Below are 23,039 nucleotides of genomic sequence, written 5' to 3'. Positions count from 1 at the left end.
GAATTAGAGTGGACGCCGGTCCCGCGGGGCCAGCGCCGAACACACTCGGCATCGACATCGTCGTCGACCACAAGTCGGCGCTCGACGAGCAAGGAACGTTCACGACCGTGATCATTGAGAACACCGGGCGAGGGTCCCATCTCGCCAGCGGCGACGGGCCGCCGGATGCCGCGCGCGCGACAGACGCGGAGCCGCGCCGGTGACCGTCTACATCGTCCGGCGCATCGTCAACTACCTGATCCTGACGGCCGTGGCGTCCTCGCTCGCGTACGTCCTGGCCAGCATCGGCCTGAATCCGGTGTGGCAGTTCGAGAACCGGCATCCCCGACCGCCGCAGTCCTCGATCGACCAGCTGCTGGACGCGTGGGGTGTGAACCCCAAGATCCCGCTGATCGAGCGCACCTGGACGTGGTTCATCAACATGTTCCACGGCGACCTCGGGCTCACCGTCGGCAACCAGCCGGTGATCGAGCAGATCGGCGTGCGCGCGGGCGTCAGCCTGCAGCTGCTGCTGGTGGGCTCGATCCTGGGCGCCATCCTCGGCGTGGTCCTGGGCGTGTGGGGCGCTGTCCGCCAGTACAAGGCCAGCGACCAGGTCGTCACGCTCGTGTCCTACATCGTCTTCGCGACGCCGACGTTCGTGATGGGCATCCTGCTGATGATCCTCGCCACCGACCTGAACAACGTCCTCGGCACGCAGCTCATCACGTTCAGCGGGCAGTACTCCCCGAATGCGGCGCCCGACTTCTGGAGTCAGTTCTGGGATCGGATATCGCACGCGCTGCTGCCGACCCTCGTGCTCGTGCTGCTGGGCGCCGCCTCCTACAGCCGTTACCAGCGCAACGCGATGCTCGACGTCCTCGGCGCCGACTACATCCGCACCGCCCGGTCCAAGGGCCGCACCCGCGGGTCGGCGCTCGTGCGGCACGGCGTGCGGATAGCGCTCATCCCGATGTCCACGTTCTTCGCGTACAGCTTCGGCACGCTCGTGGCCGGCTCCGCGATGCTCGAGATCGTCTTCAGCTGGCACGGCATGGGCGAGATGACGATCCAGTCCGTCCAGCAGAACGACATCAACTCGCTGGCCGGATCGACGCTGTTCATCGCAATCCTCATCCTCTGCTCGTCGACGCTGTCCGAGATCCTGTATGCGGCCCTCGACCCGAGAGTGAGGCGCTGAGATGGCTCTGCCCGAGACCGACCTGCTCACCCAGTCCGACACCGTCCCCGAGGTCGAGCCGATCATCGAACTGCCCGGCGCGAAGCCCGCGTCGCGCGGACGCGTCATCTGGCGACGGCTGCAGCACACGCCGCGGTTCTGGATCGGCGGCACCGTCGTGGTCCTGTTCGTCCTGCTCGCGGTGTTCGGACACCTCCTGACGCCCTGGTCGCCCACCGACCAGGATGTCGACAACATGAACTACCCGCCGACGATCCTGCACTGGTTCGGCACCGACATCCTCGGTCACGACCTCTTCTCGCAGATAGTGTCGGGCCTGCAGAAATCCCTGATCATCGGCTTCATCGCCGGACCCGCGGCGACGATCATCGCCGGCATCCTCGGCGCCACCGCCGGGTATCTCGGCGGCTGGGGCGAGAAGATGATCGCCTGGCTCATCGACCTGCTGCTGGTGCTGCCCGCGTTCTTCATCCTCGTGCTGCTGTACCCGTTCACGCACGGCAGCTGGGTGGTCATGATGATCTTCCTGGCGATCACCGGCTGGATGATCATGGCCCAGGTGATCCGCAACCAGACGAGATCCCTGCGCGACCGCGAGTTCGTCAAGGCCGCCCGGTACATGGGCTTCGGCACCTGGTCCGTGGTGCGCCGGCACGTCATCCCGAACGTCGCGTCGCTGCTGATCATCGACGCCACGCTGGGGGTGGCCGCGATGATCCTCGCCGAGACGAGCCTGAGCTTCTTCGGGTTCGGCGTGCAGCCCCCGGACGTGTCGCTGGGCACGCTGATCGCGAACGGGCAGTCCGCGGCGACCACCCGACCGTGGCTGTTCCTGTTCCCGGCGGGCACGCTGATAGTGCTGCTGCTGGCCATCAGCCTCGTCGGCGACGCGCTGCGCGACGCCATCGACCCGACGTCGGGAGTCAACCGTGCCTGAGACCCTCATTCAGCCTCAGTCGCCGGGGACCGCGGGGCGCGTCGGACGGCCACTGCTGGAGGTCCGCAACCTGTCCGTCACGTTCCCGCAGCGCTCGGGAGACGTGCGCGCGGTGCGGGATATCAGCTACACCGTCAGCGAAGGCGAGTTCCTCGGCATCGTCGGCGAGTCCGGGTCGGGCAAGTCCGTCTCGTCGCTGGCGATCATGGGACTGCTGCCGGACACCGCTGTGATCGAGGGCGAGATTCTCTACAACGGGACGCCGCTGCTGACGATGAACGACCGGCAGCTCTCCCGCATCCGCGGCAGCGAGATAGCGATGGTCTTCCAAGACCCGCTGTCGGCGCTGACCCCCGTCTACACCGTGGGCGAGCAGATCGCCGAGGCGCTGCGGCTGCACGACGGTGCGCTCAGCGCGCAGGCCGCCGGAGCCCGCGCCGTGGAGCTGCTGAAGATCGTCGGCATCCCGGACCCGACCCGGCGCGCCCAGGCGTTCCCGCACGAGTTCTCCGGCGGGATGCGCCAGCGCGCGATGATAGCGATGGCGATAGCGAACGACCCGCGCCTGATCATCGCCGACGAGCCGACCACGGCGCTGGACGTCACGATCCAGGCGCAGATCCTCGAGGTGCTGCAGAAGGCGAAGGACCTCACTGGCGCCGCCGTGTCGCTGATCACGCACGACCTCGGCGTGGTCGCGGGGCAGGCCGACCGGGTCGCGGTGATGTACGCCGGCAAGCTCGTCGAGTACGGCACCGTCGACCAGGTCTTCCACGAGCCGACCATGCCGTACACGATCGGCCTGCTGCGCTCGGTGCCGAACATCCGCACCGCCGGGACCACACGGCTCGTGCCGCTCGAGGGTCGTCCGCCCTCGCTCGCACACCTGCCGCAGGGCTGCCCGTTCGCGGAGCGCTGCCCCGCGGCCATCGACCTGTGCCGCATCGAGGAGCCCGCGCTCGTCGAGCACGGCGGACCGGACCGGCACCTCTCGGCGTGCCACCGCGCCGGGGAGATCATCGACGGCGAGCTCACCCGCCCGCAGATCTTCCCGCGGCCGGAGGCGCTGACCGCCCGGGCGGTGCCCGCCGACGCCCCGCCGGTGATCGTCGTGAAGGACCTTGTCAAGCACTTCCCGCTCATGAAGGGCGGCGTGTTCCGCCGTCAGGTGGGCACGGTGCGCGCCGTGGACGGCGTGTCGTTCTCGCTCAAGCCCGGCCGCACCCTCGCGATAGTGGGGGAGTCCGGCTGCGGCAAAACCACGACGATCCTCGAGCTGATGGAGCTCGTAGGGCCGCAGAGCGGGACCATCGAGATCGTCGGCCAGGATGTCGGAAGGCTGACCCCGCACGCACGCCGGAAGCTGCGCAGCGAGATCCAGATAGTGTTCCAGGACCCGGCGGCCGCCGTCGACCCGCGCCTGCCGATAGCGGATGTCGTCGGCGAGCCGCTGCTGGCGCAGGGTGTCCCACGGGACAAGCGCAACGCGCGCGTCGCCGAGCTGCTGGACCTGGTGGGCCTGGACTCGTCGATGCTGGACCGCTACCCGCACGAGTTCTCCGGCGGGCAGCGCCAGCGCATCGGCATCGCGAGGGGACTGGCCACCGACCCGAAGATCCTCGTCCTGGACGAGCCGGTCTCGGCGCTGGACGTGTCGATCCAGGCGGGCGTGATAAATCTGCTGCAGGACCTGCGCGACCAGTTGGGGCTCTCCCTCATCTTCGTCGCGCACGACCTGGCGGTGGTCCGCCAGATCGCCGACGACGTCGCGGTGATGTACCTCGGTGAGATCGTCGAGTACGGGCACATCGCCGACGTGTTCGACCGCCCCAAGCATCCGTACACCCAGGCGCTGATGTCGGCCGCGCCGATCCCGGACCCGGCGATCGAGCGCACCCGTGAGCGGGTCCTGCTGCAGGGCGACCTGCCTAGCCCCGCCGAGCAGATCGACGGATGCCGTTTCCGTACGCGCTGCCCGCTGTACAAGATCATCGGCGAGTCCGAGCGCGCGCTGTGCGACGCGAAGGATCCCGACCTCGTCGATCACGATGGCGACCTGGTGGCGTGCCACCACGTCGCCCTCAATACCCTGGTCGTCGGCTGACGACCACAGGACCCGCCGGAAGCGGCGGGGTACACAGAAGAAGAGGAAGCACATGAACCGCAGAACCACAGCACTCGCGGCTGTCGCTGTGCTCAGCGCTGCCGGTCTCGCGCTGGCCGGGTGCGCGCAGCCGAATGCGAAGCCGACCAACAGCGAGCCCCCGCAGCTCCCGCTCGTGGGCTGGACGCCGGTGCCGACATCCGACCTGCAGCAGGGTGGCACGCTGAGCCTGGCCGTCCTGTCCAGCGGCACGGACGAGGGCAACTGGAACATCAGCACCACGCAGGGCGCGAACGTTCCGGTCGTCGACATGCAGGCACCGCTGATGGGCACCCCGTACAAGGCCACGAAGGACGGCAGCGTCGAGGTCGACCCCAACTATGCGACCGACATCAAGCTCACGAGCGATTCGCCGCAGACCGTCGACGTCAAACTGAACCAGAAGGCTGTCTGGGAGGACGGCAGCCCGCTCGTCGCCAAGGACTACGAGGCCACGTTCGCGGCGCTGTCGGGCAAGAACACGAAGTTCAACATCGCCTCGTCGGCCGGTTTCGACCAGGTCTCGAAGTTCGAGGTGGTGGGCGACTACGAGTTCACGTTCACGTTCGACACCCCGTACGCGGACTGGCAGGCGCTGCTGACCACACCGGCGGTCAAGGCGGACATCGCCAGCGACCCGGCGAAGTGGGCCAGCTACACCACCAAGCCGCTGCCGTCGAGCGGTCCGTACATCATGAGCAAGATCGACAACAACGCCAAGGTGTACACCGAGACGCCGAACCCGAAGTGGTGGGGTGAGAAGCCGCTCCTGGACAAGATCACCTGGACGGTCATCGACCAGGGCTCGCAGGCGCAGGCCTTCGCGAACAGCGAGATCAACGCCGTCGAGGCGCAGGACGTCGACACGTACACGGCGGCACTGAAGAAGTCCGGCGCCAAGTCGCTGAACTCCGGCGGTGTGACGTACTCGCAGGTGACGTTCAACGGCCTGCAGGCGCCGCTGGATGACGCCAACGTCCGCAAGGCCATCGCCCAGTCGATCGACCGCAACCTGATCGCGAAGACGGCGAACGAGCCGATGGGCGTGAAGGCGACCACGGACGGCAACTGGATCTTCATGCCCGGCCAGAACGGCTATGCGGACACCGTCGAGAACAAGCTGCCCTACGACCTGACCGCGGCCAAGAAACTGCTCACCGACGCCGGCTGGAAGAACGCCGACGGCAAGTGGACGAAGGACGGCAAGGACCTCAAGCTCTCGGTCATCGTCCCGCAGGGCACGAAGTCCAACGAGCTGCGTGCGCAGCAGATCCAGGCGTCGCTGAAGAAGATCGACATCGACGTGGCCCTGGACGAGGTGCCCAGCGCCGACTACTTCACGAACATCATGGCCGGCAAGTACGAGATGGCCACGTTCGGCTGGCAGGGGACGCTGTTCCCGATCAGCTCCAGCGAGTCGCTGTTCTACCCGGAGATGAAGCCGGGTGGAGACGGACAGAACTTCGCGTTCGTGACCGACCCGAAGCTCGGCGACCTGTGGAAGCAGGCCAACTCCGAGCTCGACCCGGCCAAGCGGCTCAAGCTCGCCGACGACATCAACAACACCATCGCGAACTACATGCCGATGCTGCCGATCTACCCCTACCCGGAGGTCATCATCGTCGACAAGAACCTCGCCAACTACGGTCCGGCGACGTTCATGGCGGTGGACTGGACCCAGGTCGGATTCACCAAGTGAGCAGGGCGCGCTCCGGCAACTGAGTGCGCGCTGAACGGGGCGCCCGTCCCGCACCGATAGAATCGGTCGCGGGGCGGGCGCCCTCTCGCGTTTCTGCCGCATCACCACGCTGATGCCGACACGGCCCCCGCACCCTCCCTCACCCCACCGAAAGGTGCCACCGGCCATGTCCATCGCCCATCGCACAGACCTGCGCAACGTCGCCATCGTGGCCCACGTCGACCACGGCAAGACCACGCTCGTGGACGCCATGCTCCGCCAGACCGGATCGTTCGGCGACCACGCGCACGTCGAAGAGCGCGCGATGGACTCCAACGACCTGGAGCGCGAGAAGGGGATCACGATCCTCGCGAAGAACACGGCGATCACCTACAACGGCGTGCACACCGACGTGCCGGTGACGATCAATGTGATCGACACGCCCGGGCACGCCGACTTCGGCGGCGAGGTCGAGCGCGGCCTGTCGATGGTGGACGGCGTCGTGCTGCTGGTGGACGCCTCGGAAGGCCCGCTGCCGCAGACCCGGTTCGTGCTCCGCAAGGCCCTCGAGGCCAAGCTCCCCGTCATCCTGCTCGTGAACAAGACCGACCGTCCGGACGCGCGGATCGCGGAGGTCGAGGAGGAGAGCCACGACCTGCTGCTGGGGCTCGCCTCCGACCTCGTCGACGACGTCCCCGACCTGGATGTGGACGCCCTGCTGGACGTACCCGTGGTGTATGCCTCCGGCCGGGCGGGCGCGGCATCCCGCAACCGTCCCGCGAACGGGCAGCTGCCCGACAACGCCGACCTGGAGCCGCTGTTCGCCGCGATCCTCGAGCACGTGCCGGCCCCGACGTACGACGACCAGGCGCCGCTGCAGGCGTGGGTGACGAACCTCGACTCGTCGCCGTTCCTCGGCCGGCTCGCGCTGCTGCGGGTGTTCAACGGCACGCTGCGCAAGGGCCAGACCGTCGCGTGGGTGCGTCACGACGGCTCGCACGCGAACGCGCGGATCACGGAGCTGCTGAAGACCCGCGCCCTCGACCGCTACCCGGCGGAGGAGGCCGGGCCCGGCGACATCGTCGCGATCGCAGGCCTCGAGGAGATCACGATCGGCGAGACGATCGCCGACCCGGAGGACGTGCGGCCGCTGCCGGCGATCCACGTCGACGACCCGGCCATCTCGATGACGATCGGCACGAACACGTCGCCTTTGGTCGGCAAGGTCAAGGGCCACAAGCTCACCGCCCGCATGGTGAAGGACCGGCTGGATCGCGAACTCGTCGGGAACGTGTCGCTGAAGGTCGTCGACATCGGACGCCCGGACGCGTGGGAGGTGCAGGGCCGCGGCGAGCTGGCGCTGGCGATCCTCGTGGAGAACATGCGCCGCGAGGGCTTCGAGCTGACCGTCGGCAAGCCGCAGGTGGTGACCCGCCGCGACGAGCAGGGGCAGCTGCAGGAGCCGTTCGAGCAGCTCACCGTGGACGCACCCGAGGAGTACCTGGGGGCCATCACGCAGCTGCTGGCGAACCGGAAGGGCCGGATGGAGTCGATGACCAACCACGGCACCGGCTGGGTGCGGATGGAGTTCATCGTGCCCTCGCGGGGCCTGATCGGGTTCCGCACCGAGTTCCTGACGACCACCCGCGGCACCGGCATCGCCAACGCCATCTCGCACGGGTACGAGGCCTGGGCCGGTCACATCGTCACCCGGCAGAACGGGTCGATCGTCGCGGACCGCTCCGGCGTCGTGACGCCGTTCGCCATCATCGCCCTGCAGGAGCGGATGTCGTTCTTCGTGCAGCCCACGCAGGAGGTGTACGAGGGCATGGTGATCGGCGAGAACTCGCGCAACGACGACATGGACGTGAACATCACCAAGGAGAAGAAGCTCACGAACATGCGCTCCTCCACGGCCGACACGTTCGAGTCGATGACCCCGCCGCGCACCCTCTCCCTGGAGGAGAGCCTGGAGTTCGCCCGGGACGACGAATGCGTGGAGGTCACCCCCGAGACCGTGCGCATCCGCAAGGTCGTCCTGGACGGGCACGACCGCGCGCGGGCCACCGCACGCCTGAAGCGGCAGGATGCCAGCGCCTGAGCACCGCCGCGCGCGCCGGTAGGCTCGCAGGGTGACGGAGGGTAGGGACGCCGCGGCCGGACGCCGCGCGGTGCGGGATGCGCTCGGGGTCGCCGTCGCCACGAGCGCCTACGGGATCTCGTTCGGCGCGCTGGCGACGGCATCCGGGTTCGACGTGTGGCAGACGTGCGTGCTGAGCCTGCTGATGTTCACCGGCGGGTCGCAATTCGCCTTCATCGGGGTGATCGGCAGCGGGGGACTGGCCGCGGCCCCGGCGGCCATCACGTCGGCAGCCCTGCTCGGGGTGCGCAACATCGCGTACGGCATGCGCATGGCGCCCCTCGTGGGCGGCGGGTTCTTCACGCGCGCGGCCGCCGCGCATTTCACGATCGACGAGTCCACCGCGGTCGCCCTCGGGCAGAAGTCGCTGCGCGGGCAGCGGCTCGGATTCTGGGTCACCGGGATCGGGATCTACATCGGGTGGAACCTCACCACCCTGGCCGGGGCGCTTCTGGGCGACGTGCTCGGCGACCCGAAGGCGTACGGGCTGGATGCCGCCGCCGCCGCCGCGTTCCTGGCGCTGCTGTGGCCGCGGCTGCGCCGCCGGCAGGCGATAGCGGTGGGGATCGCTGCCGCCGCCGTGGCCACGGTGCTGACCCCCGTCCTGGTGCCGGGGCTGCCGGTGTTGGTGGCGGCCGTGGTCGCGGTGGCCGTGGGCTGGTTCAACTGGCTCGGCCGCGAGGAGGCGCCGGCCGAGCCCGCCGACGTCCCGGAGCGGGAGGGATTGCCGTGACGCTGTGGAACGCGATCCTCGTCGCCGCGATCATCTGCGTGGCCCTGAAGACGCTCGGCTACCTGGTGCCCGCACGCGTCATGGACGCGCCGCGCCCCGCGCGGATAGCGGACCTGCTGACCGTGGCGCTGCTGGCGGCCCTCGTGGCCGTGCAATCCCTCGGCGTCGGGCAGGCGATCACCGTGGACGCGCGGGTCCCCGCGGTCGCGGTGGCAGCGGGGCTCCTGCTGCTGCGCGCCCCATTCCTCGTGGTGGTCGCGGCCGCCGCGGTGGTCGCGGCGCTGCTGCGGCTGTGGGGCTGGGCGCTGTGACATCCCCGCCCGAGGCGGCCGTAGACTGACGCGGTGAACCCGACGCTGGCCCGCGCGCTGACCTGGCTTGTCGCCCTCGTCGTCGGCGCCGTGTACGGCACCGCCGGCACGATCGCGCACTCTTACCGGCTCGGCCCGCTGCCGGTGGGCCTGGCCCTGGCCGTGGTCGGCATCGCCGCGATGCTCGTGGCGATGCGGGCGCTCACCGCCGACCGCTGGACCGCGCTGTGCGGGGGAGCGGGCGCGCTGGCGGCAACGGTCGTGTTCTCCGGTCCCGGCCCCGGCGGCTCCGTCATTGTGCCCGCCGGCGATCTCGACCAGCTGGCCGGAGTGAGCCTCGGACTCGTATGGGGGATAGCGGTGGTCGCGGTGGCGACGCTCGTGGTCGCGTGGCCGGACCTGGCGGCCGTGCGGCGTCGCCCGGACAACTAGACTGGCCGCGTGACGTATGTGATCGCCCTGCCGTGTGTGGATGTGAAGGACCGCGCGTGCGTCGACGAATGCCCCGTGGACTGCATCTACGAAGGCGATCGCTCGCTGTACATCCACCCCGACGAGTGCGTGGACTGCGGCGCCTGCGAGCCGGTGTGCCCAGTCGAGGCGATCTACTACGAGGACGACCTGCCCGAGGAATGGGCGGACTACTACAAGGTCAATGTGGAGTTCTTCGACGACCTCGGCTCGCCCGGCGGGGCCGCGAAGGTCGGCGTGATCCACAAGGACCATCCGATCGTCGCCGCGCTGCCGCCGCAGGGTGCCTGAACCCGTGGGTGTCGCCGATCTCGCCGACTACCCCTGGGACGCGGTCGCCCCGTACGCGCAGCGCGCCCGCGCGCACCCGGACGGCATCGTCGACCTGTCGATCGGGTCGCCGGTGGATGCCACGCCCGACGTCGTCCGGGCGGCGCTGACGGCCGCCACCGACGCGCACGCGTACCCGCAGACGGTGGGCACCGCAGCGCTGCGCGACACCATCGCCGCGTGGTACGCGCGCCGCCGCGGGGTGCCCGGCCTGACTCCGGCGGAGGTCCTGCCCACGGTGGGGTCCAAGGAGCTCGTCGCGCTCCTGCCGCTGCTGCTGGGCGCAGGTCCCGGCGACGTCGTCGTGCACCCCCGCGCCGCGTACCCCACGTACGAGATCGGCGCCCGGCTCGTCGGCGCCACCCCCGTCGCCGCCGACGACCCCGCGGACTGGCCCGAGCGCACGCGCCTGGTCTGGCTGAACAGCCCCGGCAACCCCGACGGGCGGGTCCGCGACATCGGGTCGCTGCAGGCGGCGGTGGCCCGCGCGCGCGAGCTCGGCGCGGTGATCGCCGGCGACGAGTGCTACGCCGAGCTGGGATGGGACGCCCCCTGGGACACCACGCCGATCCCGTCGATCCTGGACCCCCGGGTCGCCGGCGCCGAACGGACCGGCGTGCTGTCGGTGTACTCGCTGAGCAAGCAGTCGAACCTGGCCGGGTACCGGGCCGCGTTCCTCGCGGGCGACGCCGCGCTCGTGGCGCGCCTGCTCACAGCGCGCAAGCATCTCGGCCTGATGGTGCCCGCACCGGTCCAGGCCGCGATGGCGGCGGCCCTGCGCGACGACGCGCACGTCGCCGTGCAGAAGGAGCGGTACCGGCGGCGCCGCGACATCCTGCTCCCCGCCGTCCGGGCCGCCGGTTTCCGCATCGACGGCAGCGAGGCGGGGCTGTACGTGTGGGCGACCGAGGGACGGGACGCGTGGGAGAGCGTGGACCGGCTCGCGGACCTCGGCATCCTCGTGGGCCCGGGCCACTTCTACGGGCCGGACAACGCGCAGCACATCCGGCTGTCGCTGACGGCAGCCGACGAGCGGATAGCGGCCGCCGCCGCGCGCCTGCATTCGTAGACGGCATCCAACCCGAGTGCGGATGCTTTGGCGGATGTCTCAGTAGGCCGATGGGCGGGATAGGCTGTATGGCGAGCGACCCGGCGGTGCCGGCTCCGGCATCCACCGGCTGCCGAGCGAGGCCGCGGCGCTCCACGGACCGAGACGGGGTACGCCCTGCGGGACCGCGATCCCCCTGCCGACAGACATCGCAAGGAGGCGTCGTGACAGACGCGGGAGCCCAGCCGGACATTGCCACCCTCTCCATCGCGGGGCGCACCGCCCAGTTGCCCGTGCTGACGGCGACCGACGGGACCCCCAGCGTCGACGTCTCGTCCCTGATGAAGCAGACCGGCCACACCGCGCTGGACTACGGCTTCGTCAACACCGCCGCGACGAAGTCCGCGATCACGTACATCGACGGCGAGCAGGGCATCCTCCGCTACCGCGGGTACCCGATCGAGCAGCTCGCTCGCAACAGCACGTACCTCGAGGTGGCGTGGCTGCTGCTGTACGGGGAGCTGCCGAACGCGACCGAGCTCGCACAGTTCGACGAGCGCATCCGGCGGCACACGCTGCTGCACGAGGACCTCAAGCGGTTCTTCTCCGCCCTGCCGCACACCGCGCACCCGATGTCGGTGCTGTCCTCGGCCGTCTCGGCACTGTCGACGTACTACGAGGGCCAGGCCGATCCGCACAACCCCGAGCACGTCGAGCTGAACATCGTCCGGATGCTCGCGAAGCTGCCGGTGATCGCCGCGTACGCGCACAAGAAGAGCGTCGGCCAGGCGTTCCTGTACCCGGACAACTCGCTGAGCTTCGTCGACAACTTCCTCAAGCTCAATTTCGGTGTGCTCAGCGAGCCGTATGAGGTCAACCCGGTGATGTCGAAGGCGCTCGAACTGCTGCTGATCCTGCACGAGGACCACGAGCAGAACGCGTCGACCTCCACCGTGCGCCTGGTGGGGTCGACCGGGGCGAACCAGTTCGCGTCGATATCCGCCGGCATCCACGCCCTCTCCGGCCCGCTGCACGGCGGGGCGAACGAGGCGGTGCTGACGATGCTCGCGCGCATCCGCGACTCCGGCGAGAGCGTGCAGCGGTTCGTCGAGCGCGTGAAGAACAAGGAAGACGGCGTGAAGCTCATGGGGTTCGGGCACCGCGTCTACAAGAACTACGACCCGCGGGCGAAGCTCGTCAAGGAGTCCGCCGACGAGGTGCTGCGCGAACTCGGCGTGCGCGACCCGCTGCTGGACCTCGCGAAGGAGCTCGAGGAGATAGCGCTCGGCGACGACTACTTCGTGGAGCGCAAGCTGTACCCGAACGTGGACTTCTACACCGGCGTGATCTACAAGGCGATGGGCTTCCCGACACGGATGTTCACGGTGCTGTTCGCTATCGGGCGGCTGCCCGGCTGGCTCGCGCAGTGGCGCGAGGCCATCGGCGATCCGCAGACGAAGATCGGGCGCCCGCAGCAGCTGTACGTGGGGTCGGCCGAGCGCCGCTACCCGGGCGTCTGATGCCGCGGCTGCTGGTGCGCCGGCCGTCGCCGCTGCTGCCGGACGGCGAGCTGACGCACCTGGAGCGCGTCCCCGCGGATGCCGGGCTGGCGCGTGCGCAGTGGGAGCGGTACGTCGAGGCGTTCCTCGCGCGGGGTTGGGATGTGGCCCCCCTGCCGGTGGCCGACGAGCACCCGGACGGCGTGTTCGTGGAGGACGTCGTGGTCGTGTTCGACGACCTCGCCGTGATCACGCGCCCCGGGGCCTCCTCCCGGCGCGGGGAGGTCGACGGCGTGCGCGCCGTCGTGGAGGCATCTGGTCTGTCCGTCGCGGCCATCGCGGAGCCCGGCACGCTCGAGGGCGGCGACGTGCTGAAGGTCGGGCGCACCGTATATGTGGGTCGTTCGTCGCGCACGAACGAGGCGGGCATCGCGCAGCTGCGGGCCGTGCTGGAGCCGCGGGGGTGGGATGTCGTGGCCGTGCCGGTCGCGAAGGTGCTGCACCTGAAGACCGGGGTGACGGCGCTGCCGGACGGCACCGTGATCGGCTACGCGCCGCTCGTTGACGATGCGTCGGTGTATCCGGAGTTTCTGCCGGTGCCCGAGGCGGAGGGAAGCGCCGTCGTGGTGCTCGACGAGCGCACCGTGCTGATGTCGGCATCCGCCCCGCGCACCGCCGCGCTGCTGCGCGAGCGGGGACTGGACGTCGTCGCGGTGCCGGTGACGGAGTTCGAGAAGCTCGAGGGCTGCGTCACGTGCCTCTCGGTGCGCGTGCGCGGCTGAGGGGGCTGCGGGGTCGGCGTCCGCGTCGCAGAAGATGCGGGATGCCGAGGCGTTAGGCCGCCGATTGTGCGACCCGCTCGTGGATGTGTCGCAGCACATGCGGGATGCTGCGCCCTCCGGCATGGTCGCTCCGACGTGTCGCAGAAGATGTTGGATGTCAACGTCGCAAGCCGCGCGTTGTGCGACGGGCTGACGGTTGTGTCGCAGTTGATGCGGGATGCCGGACTCCGATGCCGCATATTCTGCGACGCGCTCGAGGACCTCTCACATCGGTACTCCCCGGCATCAATCGGTTCCTCCCCAACCGGCCGAGGAGGGCCGGTTCTCCACCGATCCGACCCTGACTCTCCGCACGAGCGCCCCGACGCGGTCGGATGGAGGCATGACCAGAGCCGCACCTCTGCCCGCCCCGCTCTCCGGGCGGCCGTTCTCGATCGACGAGGCACGCAGAGCCGGTGTCAGTCGGTCGCGTCTGCGGGCGCGGGACCTCATTGTTCCGACGCGCGGCGTGCGCGACGCGTCGGCTGCAGCGGCCTCGGTGACTGCGGGGGAGACGCCGTCGCAGAGGATGGAGCGTCTGCGCGTCGACCTGATCGCCCGTGCCCGGCAGATAGCTCCGGCGCTGACGCCGGAGCAGTTCTTCAGCCACGATGTGGCCGTCGCGGTGCTCGGCGGACCCCTGCCGTACACGACCGCGAATCGCCGCGCGATCGATGTCTCGGCCCGCCGGCCGGCGGCACAGCCTCGCCGCGCCGGCGTGACCGGTCACCGGTTGCAGTCCCGTCCACCCGCATTCCGGGTGATCGATGGATTGCGGATCGAGGATCCCGCTCGCGTGTGGCGGCAGGTCGCGCGCTCCTGGGCCCTCGACGATCTCATCGCACTCGGCGACTACCTCGTCCAGCCGCGGAATCGGCTGCTCACGATGGACGATCTGCGCGCCGAGCTCGAGCATGGCGAAGACGTGCGCGGACGCCTGCTCGCGCGGGCCACGGCCGAGATCCGCCCCGGTTCGGAGACATCCGAAGAGACGAAACTGCGCCTGATCCTGGTGCGGGCGGGTCTTCCCGAACCGGAACTGAACTGGGAGCTCGTCGACCGCGCCGGCAATCTCGTGGCACGGCTGGATCTCGCCTACCCGCGATATCGGGTGGGGGCCGAGAGCGACGGTCGCGTGCACGCGTTCGACGAGGCCCAGTTCGCCCGCGACGCCGACCGGTGGGACGCGATCCGCGCGCTCGGGTGGGCGCACGTGCGCATCCTCAGCCACCATCTGCGGCCAGACCCGACCGTCGCCCTGCGGAAGGTGACGGAGGCGCTGCTGGATGCCGGGTGGCGGCCCGGCATGGCCTGACGCCGTGGCGCGATGCGGTTTCGGATCTGCGGGTACCGCAACCCGCGCCGGGGATGTCGCACTAGATGCGGGATGCAGCGGCGGGATGCCACCCGTTGTGTGACACGCAACTGGGGATGTCGCAGAAGATGCGGGATGGGGCGGCGAACACCCGCATCTTGTGCGACACGAACCCGGCGCCGCGCCGCGCAGGTCGCGCCCTCGCAGCCGTCAGACGTGCAGAGCCTCGTTGAGGGTCACGCCGACGCCCTCCCGGCGCAGGGCCTCGACGGCGCCGGTGAGCGAGTTGCGGCGGTACAGCATCCCGGGCCGCCCGGACAGGTCGGCCGCCTTCGCCGACGGGCGGATGCCGTCGGCGCGCGGGGGCTCGTCGGCCAGCACGACCTTGGTGCCGCCGGTCAGGTACAGCCCCGCCTCGACCACGCAGTCGTCGCCGAGCGAGATGCCCACGCCCGCGTTGGCGCCCAGCAGGCACCGCTCGCCGATCGAGACGCGGTGCGTACCGCCGCCCGACAGCGTGCCCATGATCGACGCGCCGCCGCCGATGTCGCTGCCGTCGCCCACCACCACGCCCTGCGAGATCCGGCCCTCCACCATCGAGGCGCCCAGCGTGCCCGCGTTGAAGTTGACGAAGCCCTCGTGCATCACCGTTGTCCCCGGGGACAGGTACGCGCCGAGCCGCACGCGCGCGGCGTCGGCGATCCGCACCCCGGCGGGGGCGACGTAGTCCAGCAGACGCGGGAACTTGTCCAGTCCCTCCACCTGGATGCCGGCACGGCGCAGGGCGGGACGCAGCCGTGTCACGTCGTCCGGATGCATCGGCCCGGCGTTCGTCCACGCGACGATCGGCAGGAAGGAGAAGATCCCGTCGAGGTTCAGACTGTTCGGCTCCACGAGCCGGTGTGACAGCGCATGCAGGCGCAGGTACGCGTCGACGGTGGACGCGGGCGCGTCATCGAGGTCGATGTGCAGCTCGACGACCTCCCCGCGCACCCCGCGGCGCGGATCGTCGCCCGCAGCACCGGCAAGATCCACGGCATCCGCCGCCGACCCGACCCGCGGATGCGGGAACCACGCATCCAGAACCATCCCGTCGGCGGTCACCGTGGCCACACCCGTCCCGAAGACCCGTCGCTCGTCGCTCATCCCTCAACCGTATCCGCTGGGCCGTCGCCGCCCGCGCCCGGTGACATCCCCGGCGAAGGGCCCTGGCTAGACTCGGAGGATGCCGGTGCTCGATCTGTCACAGACATCCCCGGACCTCACCCGTGCCGTGTGCGACATCCCGAGCGTGTCCGACGACGAGACCACGCTCGCCGACGCCATCCACGCGGCGATCACGGGCCTTTCCCACCTCGACGTGCATCGCGACGGTGACACCATTGTCGCCCGCACCCATCGCGGACGGGGCCGCCGGGTCGTGATCGCCGGCCACATCGACACCGTCCCGATCAACGGCAACGTCCCCACCCGCGACATCGAGATCGACGGCGCCGCGCACATCTGGGGCCGCGGCACCGTCGACATGAAATCCGGTCTCGCCGTGCAGTTGAAGCTGGCCGCGGAGCTGACCGACCCCGCGATCGACATCACCTGGATGTGGTACGACCACGAGGAGGTCGACGCGTCCCGCAACGGCCTGAACCGGCTCTCGCAGACCCGGCCCGACCTTTTCGCCGCGGACTTCGCGATCCTCGGCGAACCCTCGGGCGGTGAGGTCGAGGGCGGCTGCAACGGGACGCTGCGCGTCGTCGTGCGCACGCACGGCGTCCGCGCCCACAGCGCCCGCGCGTGGATCGGCGAGAACGCCATCCACGCCGCCGCCCCCGTCCTCGCGCGCCTTGCCGCGTACCGGCCCCGCGACGTCCCCGTGGAGGGGCTCGTGTACCGGGAGGGGCTCAACGCGGTCCGCGTCGCCGGCGGCGTCGCCGGCAACGTCATCCCGGACCTGTGCGAGGTCGAGGTCAACTACCGCTTCGCCCCCAGCCGGACCGTCGACGAGGCCGTCGCGCACGTGCGCGACGTGTTCGAGGGATTCGAGGTGGAGGTGACGGATGCCTCGCCCGGCGCCCGTCCGGGCCTGGACGCCCCGGTGGCCCGCGAGTTCCTCGCCGCCGTGGGCGCCCAGCCGCGGCCGAAGTACGGGTGGACGGATGTCGCCCGGTTCTCGGCGCTCGGCGTTCCCGCGGTCAACTACGGGCCGGGGGACCCGCACCTCGCCCACCATGACGAGGAGCGCGTGCCGATAGCCCAGATCGAGGCGGTGGAACAGGGTCTGCGCGCGTGGCTGACGGCGCTCTGACCGCGCAGGACACCGCGCAGCGCGGCTGGAGCCGGCTGCCCGCGGCGCTGCGCATCGGCATCCTCTACCTCGCCGCCCGGGTGATCACGACCGGGTTCTTCGCGCTGGCGTCCGCCCTCGCCACCCCGGACTCACGGTTCGGTCCGCGCCCGGGCGTCGGGGCTCTGTTGATGGGTTGGGACGCGCAGTGGTACTGGTTCATCGCCGTGCACGGCTACCCCACGCAGCTGCCGGTGGATGCCGCAGGGCACGTGTCGCAGAACGCCTGGGCGTTCATGCCGGTGTACCCGTACCTGGCGCGGCTGCTGGGCGGCGACGGCGCGGGATGGCCGGTGGCCGCGATCCTGATCTCCCTCGTCGCCGGGTACCTGTCGTGCCTCGTGCTGTACCGGCTGCTGCGCGAACGGCTCGACGCGCCGACGGCCACCTGGGCGGTCGTGTTCTTCGCGTGCGCGCCGCTCGCGGCCGTGTTCCAGATCGGGTACGGGGAGGCCCTGTTCCTGCTGTGGCTGTTCCTCGCGTTGTGGGCGGTGGTCCGGCGCCGATACGCGTGGCTGTGGCTGCTGATCCCGCTGATGGGGTTCACCCGCCCCGGCGTGCTCGCGTTCGCGCTGCTGCTGGGGCTGCACGGCATCGCCCGGTGGGTCGGCAGGCGACGCGAGCCGCTGCCGGCGCGGCACGTCGCGCAGCTCGTCGCCCTCGGCGCGTGGACGTGCACGGTCGGGTTCGCGTGGCCGGTGATCGCCGGGGCGGCCACCGGCCGGTCCGACGCGTACATGGCCACCGAGCTGAGCTGGCGCCGCGACTGGGTGGGGACGGACGCCGGCTTCGCGCCGCTGCGCGGATTCTGGGATGCCGCGGGCTTCTGGTTCCGCACCTGGGGCCTGGGCGAGACCACCGGCCACATCGCCCTCGTCGTCCTGGTCCTCGCGTGCGCCGGGATGCTGCTGTTCGGCCCCCGGGTGCGGCGGGTGGGCGTCGACATCCGGCTCTGGTCGGCGTCGTACCTCGCGTACCTGCTGGCGGTGTTCTTCCCGCAGTCCAGCGTGTTCCGGCTGCTGCTGCCGCTGTCGCCGCTGTGGGGCGCGGTCGCCGTGCCCCGATCGCGATGGTGGCGCGGGGGAGTCCTGGTGCTGTGCCTGGCCGGGCAGTGGTGGTGGATCTACAACATGTACGCGCTCGGGAACACGTACTGGCAGATCCCGTGAGCGGCGCGCCCGGCGCCGATTCCCGGGCGGGAGGGGCTCACGATAAACTTGTGTGAAGACCACAACGAAAGGGAGCCACGATGGCAGCCATGAAGCCGAGAACCGGGGACGGGCCGATGGAGGCTGTGAAGGAGGGGCGCCTCATCATCGTCCGCGTTCCGCTCGAGGGTGGTGGACGCCTTGTCGTCTCCGTCAACGACGCGGAGGCGAAGGAGCTCTACGACGTGCTCGGCGGTGTCGTGAACGCGTAGTTCCGTCACGTCCAGCGGCCGGTCTGTCCAGACCGGCCGCTGTTTTTTGCCTGCCCGGCCGGTGGTCGCTCAGACCGTCGCGCGGATCGTCGTCAGCTGGAGCAGTCCCTCGCCGGTCGTGGACAGCGCCCCGATCACCGCGGGCGATGCCTGCGTCTCCTGGATGAGGGAGCGGTAGGCCGTCGTCGTCGGGTCGCGGCGCACCGGGTCCGAGACCGCGCCGCCGGCAAGCACCCGCGGGACCAGCACGGTGCCGCCGGGGCGCACCAGGCGCAGACCGTGCTCGACGTACTCGATGACGCCCTCCGGGTCGGCGTCCACGAGCACTATGTCGTAGGAGGCCTCGTTCATGCGGGGCAGCACCTCGGACGCGCGGCCGGCGATGAACCGCGCGCGTCCGGCGGGGATCTTCGCGTCGGCGAAGGCCTGGCGGGCGACCCCCAGATGCTCGGGCTCGCTGTCGATCGTGGTGAGCACCGCGTGCGGGGAGCCGTGCAGCAGCCACAGGCCGGACACGCCCGCCCCGGTGCCGATCTCGATCATGCTCTGCGCGTTCGCGCACGCGGCGATCACGGCGCACTGGGCGCCTACGGCGGGGCTGATCGGCGCGGCACCCAGCTCCAGGGCGTGGGCTCGCGCGCGGGCGATGTGGTCGGGTTCGACGGTCGCCTCCTGGACGAACCGCTGGTTCGCGTCGTGCTCGGTCATGGTGCGCCTCCGCGCAAAGCCTACGGGAGCCGGATGCGCGGGACCGCCAGGCGCGGCGGGTACCCTGAGGAGATGATCTTCGGGCTCACGATCGAGAAGCTCGTGGTGATCGGGGTGATCGCCGCGCTGCTGGTGGGCCCCGACCGGTTGCCGCGGTACGCGGCCATGCTCGCGCAGCTGCTCGGCCGCGGTCGCGAGCTGCTGGGCACCGCTCGGGAGCGGATGAAGGACGAGCTCGGCGACGACGTCGACTGGCGCACGCTCGACCCCCGCCAGTACGATCCGCGTCGCATCATCCGTGAGGCGCTCCTGGACGACGTGCCGCCGCCCGCGCGGCCCGCGCCGGCCCGCGCGACGCTCACCCCGCCCACGCCGTTCACCCCGGGGACTATTCCGCCGTTCGACTCCGAAGCCACCTGACCGTCGGCTCCTCCCCAGCGCGGGACGGACGGCCGCTTGTCCACAGATCGCGTGGACGGACCCTCGTGCCCCGTCCGGCCGGCGCAGGCTGAGGGGATGACGAACAAGACCGCGGCCGACCGCGAGGCGCCGCTGACCGACGACATCCTGCTGGCCGAGCGCGTCGCGTTCCTCCTGGAACGCGCGTCCACGCGGCAGCTGTGGATGATGTTCCTGGATGCCGACGACGTGCAGTGCCCGATGCTCATGCCGTGCGCGGGACTGCCCGCCGATCCCGCCCAGCCGGCGGGCACCGGCGGCACCGGGCCGGTCACGGCCGCGCAGCTGCTGGGATCGCGGGTCGCCGAGCTCCTGGACGGCACGGCCCTCGCCCAGGTCGTGTTCGCGTGGGAGCGACCCGGCGGGTCGCGCCCCGACGATCGGGAAAGGGCGTGGGCGCGTGAGCTGGCCGACGCCTGCACCGGCGCGGGCGGTCGCGTACGGGCGCAGTTCCTCGTGCACGACCGGGGCGTGCGCCCGCTGACACCGGACGACTACCGCTGAGCGTCCCCGGGCCGGCGGCCGGTGCTGCCGAGGTTCACGGCGCCGGGCCGATGGTCCCTCGCGGGCGTGTGCAGCGCGGCGATCCGCTCCGCGAGACCCGCCAGCGCAGCCGCGGCCGGATCCTCGGGATGCACGCCCACGATCGGGGTCCCCGCGTCGCCGCACGCGCGCAGCCGCGGGCTGAGCGGCACGGAGCCGAGCAGTGGGACGTCTTCGTCGGGGGTGGACAGGGCGGCGGCCGCTTGTGCTCCGCCGCCCGCGCCGAACAGGTCCAGCAGCGTCCCGTCGGGCAGGGCCAGCGGCGCCATGTTCTCCACCACGCCGATCACGTGCTGGCCGGTCTGCCGGGCGACCATGCCGCTGCGCACCGCGACGTCCACCGCCGCCGGCTGCGGGGTCGTGACGACCAGGACGCCGGCGTCCGGCAGCAGCTGCCCGGCGGTGATGGCGATGTCGCCGGTGCCGGGCGGCATGTCCAGCAGCAGCACGTCCAGCGGTCCGAAGTGCACGTCGGTGAGGAACTGCTGCACCGTGCGGTGCAGCAGCGGACCGCGCCAGGCGACGGCCTTGTGCTCGTCGCCCTCCCGCAGGAACATGCCGATCGATATCGTCTTCACGTCGTGGGCGACCGGCGGCAGGATGAGGTCGTCGATGCGGGTCGGGCGCGGCGCGTGGCCCTGCGCGTCCACGAGTCCCATCAGCCCGGGGATCGAGAATCCGTGCACGTCGAGGTCGACAAGGCCCACCCGCAGTCCCGCGCGACTGAGCGCGACGGCGAGGTTCGCGGTGATCGTCGACTTGCCGACCCCGCCCTTCCCGCTCGTGACGGCGACCACCTGGGTGCCTGAGCCCGCCCCGAACGGGGTGCCGCGGCCCGCCCGCCGGCCGCGCAACTCCTCCACGAGTGCGCCGCGCTCCTCCGGCGACATCACCCCGACGACGACGTCGACCGCGGTCACCCCGGGCACCGCCGCGGCGGCCGCGCGCACGTCCGCGGTGATGCGCTCGGACATCGGGCAGCCGACCACCGTCAACAGGATGTCGACGTGGGCCGCGCCATCCGGGTCCACGCGGATGCCGCGGACCATGTTCATCGTGGAGATGGGCCGGCGCAGTTCCGGGTCCACGACCGCGCCGACCGCGTCGCGGACGGCGGCGTCCAGGCTGGTCATGGCGCGGCGGGCGAGCCGTCGGCGCGGCCGTCCACCTGCTCCAGCAGCGCCTTCAGCTCCTGCCGCAGCGTCTCCTTCGTCATGACCTCGCTCGACAGCTCGGTCAGGGCAAGGCGCAGCGCCACAATCTCGCGGGCCAGGTACTCGGTGTCGGCGAGATTGCGCTCGGCGCGCTGGCGGTCCTGCTCGATCTGGACGCGGTCGCGGTCGTCCTGCCGGTTCTGCGCGAGCAGGATCAGGGGAGCGGCGTATGAGGCCTGCAGGGACAGCATCAGCGTCAGCGCGGTGAACCCATTCGTCGCGGAGTCGAAGCGCAATTCCGGCGGCGTGAGAGTGTTCCACGCGAGCCAGGCCGCGCAGAAGAGCGTCAGCAGCAGCAGGAACGCCGGGGTGCCCATCGCGCGCGCGACCCACTCCGTGAAGCGGCCGAAGCGGTCCCGCGACGGCTGCGCCGGGCGGGTGCGCATGCCCGTGCGCCCGCGCGGCGCGTCCAGCCGCGCGCGGTCCGCCGCCCGCGCCATCAGCGCCGCCTCGGGATGCTCGCGGTGGTCGTGGGGACGGTCTCGGCGTGGTCATCGGCCCCGTGCGACCGCCAGTCCTCGGGCAGCAGGTAGTCCAGCACGTCGTCCACGCTCACCGCGCCGACGAGGCGCCGGGCGGGGTCGACGACCGGGAGGGAGACGAGGTTGTAGCTGGCCAGCAGCCGCGCGACCTCCGCCGCCGACGCCGTCACCGGGACGGGGTCGACGGTGTCGTCGATGATGGCGCCCAGGCGCTCGTGCGGCGGGTAGCGCAGCATCCGCTGGAAGTGCACGGTGCCCAGCAGCCGCCCGGTGGGGGTCTCGTACGGCGGGAGCGTGACGAAGACGGCCGCCGCCAGCGCGGGATGCAGCTCGTGACGGCGGATCAGGGCCAGTGCCTCGGCGACGGTGGCATCGGCGGGCAGCACTATCGGCTCGCTCGTCATCAGGCCGCCGGCGGTGTCCGGGCCGTACTTCAGCAGCGCTCGGACGTCTTCGGCCTCCTCGGGCTCCATCAGCTCGAGGAGCTTCTCGAGGCGGTTCTCGGGGAGCTGGCCGAGCACGTCGGCGGCGTCATCCGGCTCCATGGCGTCGAGGATGTCGGCGGCGCGCTCGTCGCCGAGCTGCTCGAGGATGTGCAGCTGCTCGTCCTCGGGCATCTCCTCGAGGGCGTCCGCGAGCCGGTCGTCGGGCAGCTCCTCCGCCACTTCCAGGAGCCGGTCGTCGGGCAGGTCCAGCAGTGTGTTCGCGAGGTCGGCGGGCTTGAGCTCCGAGTACGTCGCCACGAGCTGTTCGGCGGACTGCGCCTCGCCGGGGGTCTGCTGCTCGCGCACGTCCTGCCAGTCCGCGAACGTGGTCGGGCCCTTCGCGAACGGCGACGCGCTCGTCTTCGGCTTGCGCAGGAACAGCTGTCCGATGTTCCACAGGCCGTGCCGGTCCTGCTCGATGGCGACATCCTCGATCACCGCGTGGCCGGTGCCGTCGCGGAAGTACACCTTGCGACCGAGAAGTTCGACCATCACGCGCACCTCGCCCCCGCGCTGCTGGAAGCGGCGCACGTTGATGAGGCCGGTCGTGATCACCTGGCCCATCGCTATCGAGGTGACCCGCCCGATCGACAGGAAGACGTTGCGCCGGCCGGGGATCTCCACCACCAGGCCGACCACCCGCGGCGGGTCGTCTTTGCGGTAGATGACGACGACGTCACGCACCCGGCCCACGCGATCGCCCGCGGGGTCGAAGACCGTGCAGCCGGCCAGCCGCGCGACGAAAACCCTCTGCGTGCTCACGCTTCCAGCGTAGCCGCAC

24 protein-coding genes are annotated in these 23,039 nt (G+C 70.9%); 19 read left to right on the top strand and 5 right to left on the bottom strand.

What is annotated here, in order from left to right; translation table 11 throughout:
• Positions 1 to 8 precede the first annotated feature (8 nt).
• The 14 genes from GH740_RS10425 to GH740_RS10360 all read left to right on the top strand — a co-directional run bounded on the left by GH740_RS10425 (position 9) and on the right by GH740_RS10360 (position 14,606).
• Positions 9 to 203, top strand: coding sequence for a hypothetical protein (locus GH740_RS10425; protein WP_153746003.1), 195 nt, complete (start codon positions 9 to 11; stop codon positions 201 to 203).
• Positions 200 to 1,180: an ABC transporter permease gene (locus tag GH740_RS10420; protein ID WP_367641454.1), complete on the top strand. Its 981-nt coding sequence runs from the start codon at positions 200 to 202 to the stop codon at positions 1,178 to 1,180. The genes GH740_RS10425 and GH740_RS10420 overlap by 4 nt, the downstream gene beginning before the upstream one ends.
• A 1-nt stretch (position 1,181) precedes the next feature.
• The gene (locus GH740_RS10415) at positions 1,182 to 2,117 is read left to right on the top strand and encodes an ABC transporter permease (RefSeq protein WP_153746002.1); all 936 of its coding nucleotides are present in this window, start codon (positions 1,182 to 1,184) and stop codon (positions 2,115 to 2,117) included.
• Positions 2,110 to 4,221, top strand: a complete 2,112-nt coding sequence (locus GH740_RS10410; RefSeq protein WP_367641453.1) for a dipeptide ABC transporter ATP-binding protein — start codon at positions 2,110 to 2,112, stop codon at positions 4,219 to 4,221. Before GH740_RS10415 ends, GH740_RS10410 begins: the two co-directional genes overlap by 8 nt.
• 52 nt (positions 4,222 to 4,273) lie before the next feature.
• A complete protein-coding gene (locus tag GH740_RS10405) occupies positions 4,274 to 5,959 on the top strand; it encodes an ABC transporter family substrate-binding protein (RefSeq protein WP_172978349.1) in 1,686 nt (561 codons plus the stop codon).
• 166 nt (positions 5,960 to 6,125) lie between these two features.
• On the top strand, positions 6,126 to 8,039 hold the full coding sequence (gene typA / locus GH740_RS10400; RefSeq protein WP_153746000.1) for a translational GTPase TypA: 1,914 nt from the start codon (positions 6,126 to 6,128) through the stop codon (positions 8,037 to 8,039).
• A 31-nt stretch (positions 8,040 to 8,070) separates the two neighbouring features.
• Positions 8,071 to 8,811: an AzlC family ABC transporter permease gene (locus GH740_RS10395; protein ID WP_153745999.1), complete on the top strand. Its 741-nt coding sequence runs from the start codon at positions 8,071 to 8,073 to the stop codon at positions 8,809 to 8,811.
• Positions 8,808 to 9,122 carry an AzlD domain-containing protein gene (locus GH740_RS13890; protein WP_367641450.1) on the top strand — a complete coding sequence of 105 codons (315 nt, stop codon included), beginning with the start codon at positions 8,808 to 8,810 and terminating at the stop codon, positions 9,120 to 9,122. The genes GH740_RS10395 and GH740_RS13890 overlap by 4 nt, the downstream gene beginning before the upstream one ends.
• Positions 9,123 to 9,155: 33 nt before the next feature.
• Positions 9,156 to 9,554 carry a histidinol dehydrogenase gene (locus GH740_RS10385; RefSeq protein WP_367641448.1) on the top strand — a complete coding sequence of 133 codons (399 nt, stop codon included), beginning with the start codon at positions 9,156 to 9,158 and terminating at the stop codon, positions 9,552 to 9,554.
• A 9-nt stretch (positions 9,555 to 9,563) separates the two neighbouring features.
• Entirely contained in the window at positions 9,564 to 9,884 is a 321-nt protein-coding gene (gene fdxA / locus GH740_RS10380; protein WP_367641446.1) for a ferredoxin, read from the top strand.
• Between the two features lie 4 nt (positions 9,885 to 9,888).
• Positions 9,889 to 10,992 carry a succinyldiaminopimelate transaminase gene (dapC, locus tag GH740_RS10375; RefSeq protein WP_367641444.1) on the top strand — a complete coding sequence of 368 codons (1,104 nt, stop codon included), beginning with the start codon at positions 9,889 to 9,891 and terminating at the stop codon, positions 10,990 to 10,992.
• A gap of 203 nt (positions 10,993 to 11,195) precedes the next feature.
• Positions 11,196 to 12,491 (top strand): citrate synthase, encoded by a 1,296-nt coding sequence (locus GH740_RS10370; RefSeq protein WP_367641442.1) that lies wholly within the window; start codon positions 11,196 to 11,198, stop codon positions 12,489 to 12,491.
• Positions 12,491 to 13,252, top strand: a complete 762-nt coding sequence (ddaH, locus tag GH740_RS10365; protein ID WP_153745997.1) for a dimethylargininase — start codon at positions 12,491 to 12,493, stop codon at positions 13,250 to 13,252. The genes GH740_RS10370 and ddaH overlap by 1 nt, the downstream gene beginning before the upstream one ends.
• A gap of 382 nt (positions 13,253 to 13,634) precedes the next feature.
• Positions 13,635 to 14,606 carry a hypothetical protein gene (locus GH740_RS10360; RefSeq protein ID WP_153745996.1) on the top strand — a complete coding sequence of 324 codons (972 nt, stop codon included), beginning with the start codon at positions 13,635 to 13,637 and terminating at the stop codon, positions 14,604 to 14,606.
• Between the two features lie 210 nt (positions 14,607 to 14,816).
• On the opposite strand, the gene dapD is transcribed toward GH740_RS10360, so the two are convergent.
• Positions 14,817 to 15,752, bottom strand: coding sequence for a 2,3,4,5-tetrahydropyridine-2,6-dicarboxylate N-succinyltransferase (gene dapD, locus GH740_RS10355; protein WP_153745995.1), 936 nt, complete (start codon positions 15,750 to 15,752; stop codon positions 14,817 to 14,819).
• Positions 15,753 to 15,831: 79 nt separating this feature from the next.
• Here dapD and dapE point away from each other — a divergent pair, with 79 nt between their 5' ends.
• The 3 genes from dapE to GH740_RS10340 all read left to right on the top strand — a co-directional run bounded on the left by dapE (position 15,832) and on the right by GH740_RS10340 (position 18,367).
• Complete coding sequence (dapE, locus tag GH740_RS10350; protein ID WP_153745994.1) at positions 15,832 to 16,908, top strand: succinyl-diaminopimelate desuccinylase; 1,077 nt, start codon at positions 15,832 to 15,834, stop codon at positions 16,906 to 16,908.
• Positions 16,890 to 18,116 (top strand): hypothetical protein, encoded by a 1,227-nt coding sequence (locus GH740_RS10345; protein WP_367641438.1) that lies wholly within the window; start codon positions 16,890 to 16,892, stop codon positions 18,114 to 18,116. The genes dapE and GH740_RS10345 overlap by 19 nt, the downstream gene beginning before the upstream one ends.
• 80 nt (positions 18,117 to 18,196) lie before the next feature.
• Positions 18,197 to 18,367 carry a DUF3117 domain-containing protein gene (locus tag GH740_RS10340; RefSeq protein ID WP_084515728.1) on the top strand — a complete coding sequence of 57 codons (171 nt, stop codon included), beginning with the start codon at positions 18,197 to 18,199 and terminating at the stop codon, positions 18,365 to 18,367.
• Between the two features lie 69 nt (positions 18,368 to 18,436).
• Here GH740_RS10340 and GH740_RS10335 read toward each other — a convergent pair whose 3' ends face one another.
• Positions 18,437 to 19,075 carry an O-methyltransferase gene (locus GH740_RS10335; protein ID WP_153745993.1) on the bottom strand — a complete coding sequence of 213 codons (639 nt, stop codon included), beginning with the start codon at positions 19,073 to 19,075 and terminating at the stop codon, positions 18,437 to 18,439.
• A 72-nt stretch (positions 19,076 to 19,147) separates the two neighbouring features.
• Here GH740_RS10335 and GH740_RS10330 point away from each other — a divergent pair, with 72 nt between their 5' ends.
• A complete protein-coding gene (locus tag GH740_RS10330) occupies positions 19,148 to 19,495 on the top strand; it encodes a Sec-independent protein translocase TatB (RefSeq protein WP_153745992.1) in 348 nt (115 codons plus the stop codon).
• Between the two features lie 96 nt (positions 19,496 to 19,591).
• Entirely contained in the window at positions 19,592 to 20,038 is a 447-nt protein-coding gene (locus GH740_RS10325) for a hypothetical protein (RefSeq protein WP_153745991.1), read from the top strand.
• Here the strand turns inward: GH740_RS10325 and GH740_RS10320 are convergent.
• From GH740_RS10320 to GH740_RS10310, 3 genes are read right to left on the bottom strand one after another with little or no spacing between them, the layout of a single operon-like run.
• Positions 20,029 to 21,210 carry an Mrp/NBP35 family ATP-binding protein gene (locus tag GH740_RS10320; RefSeq protein ID WP_153745990.1) on the bottom strand — a complete coding sequence of 394 codons (1,182 nt, stop codon included), beginning with the start codon at positions 21,208 to 21,210 and terminating at the stop codon, positions 20,029 to 20,031. The genes GH740_RS10325 and GH740_RS10320 overlap by 10 nt on opposite strands.
• Complete coding sequence (locus tag GH740_RS10315) at positions 21,207 to 21,731, bottom strand: DUF1003 domain-containing protein (protein ID WP_153745989.1); 525 nt, start codon at positions 21,729 to 21,731, stop codon at positions 21,207 to 21,209. Before GH740_RS10315 ends, GH740_RS10320 begins: the two co-directional genes overlap by 4 nt.
• On the bottom strand, positions 21,731 to 23,020 hold the full coding sequence (locus GH740_RS10310; protein WP_367641434.1) for a CBS domain-containing protein: 1,290 nt from the start codon (positions 23,018 to 23,020) through the stop codon (positions 21,731 to 21,733). The genes GH740_RS10315 and GH740_RS10310 overlap by 1 nt, the downstream gene beginning before the upstream one ends.
• Positions 23,021 to 23,039 lie beyond the last annotated feature (19 nt).

Origin of the sequence: Microbacterium sp. SYP-A9085 (genome assembly GCF_009649635.1) — a bacterium.
Taxonomy (GTDB): Bacteria; Actinomycetota; Actinomycetes; order Actinomycetales; family Microbacteriaceae; genus Microbacterium.
The sequence above is the reverse complement of the archived record's forward strand: the minus strand, read 5'-3'. Positions and strand labels throughout refer to the sequence as shown.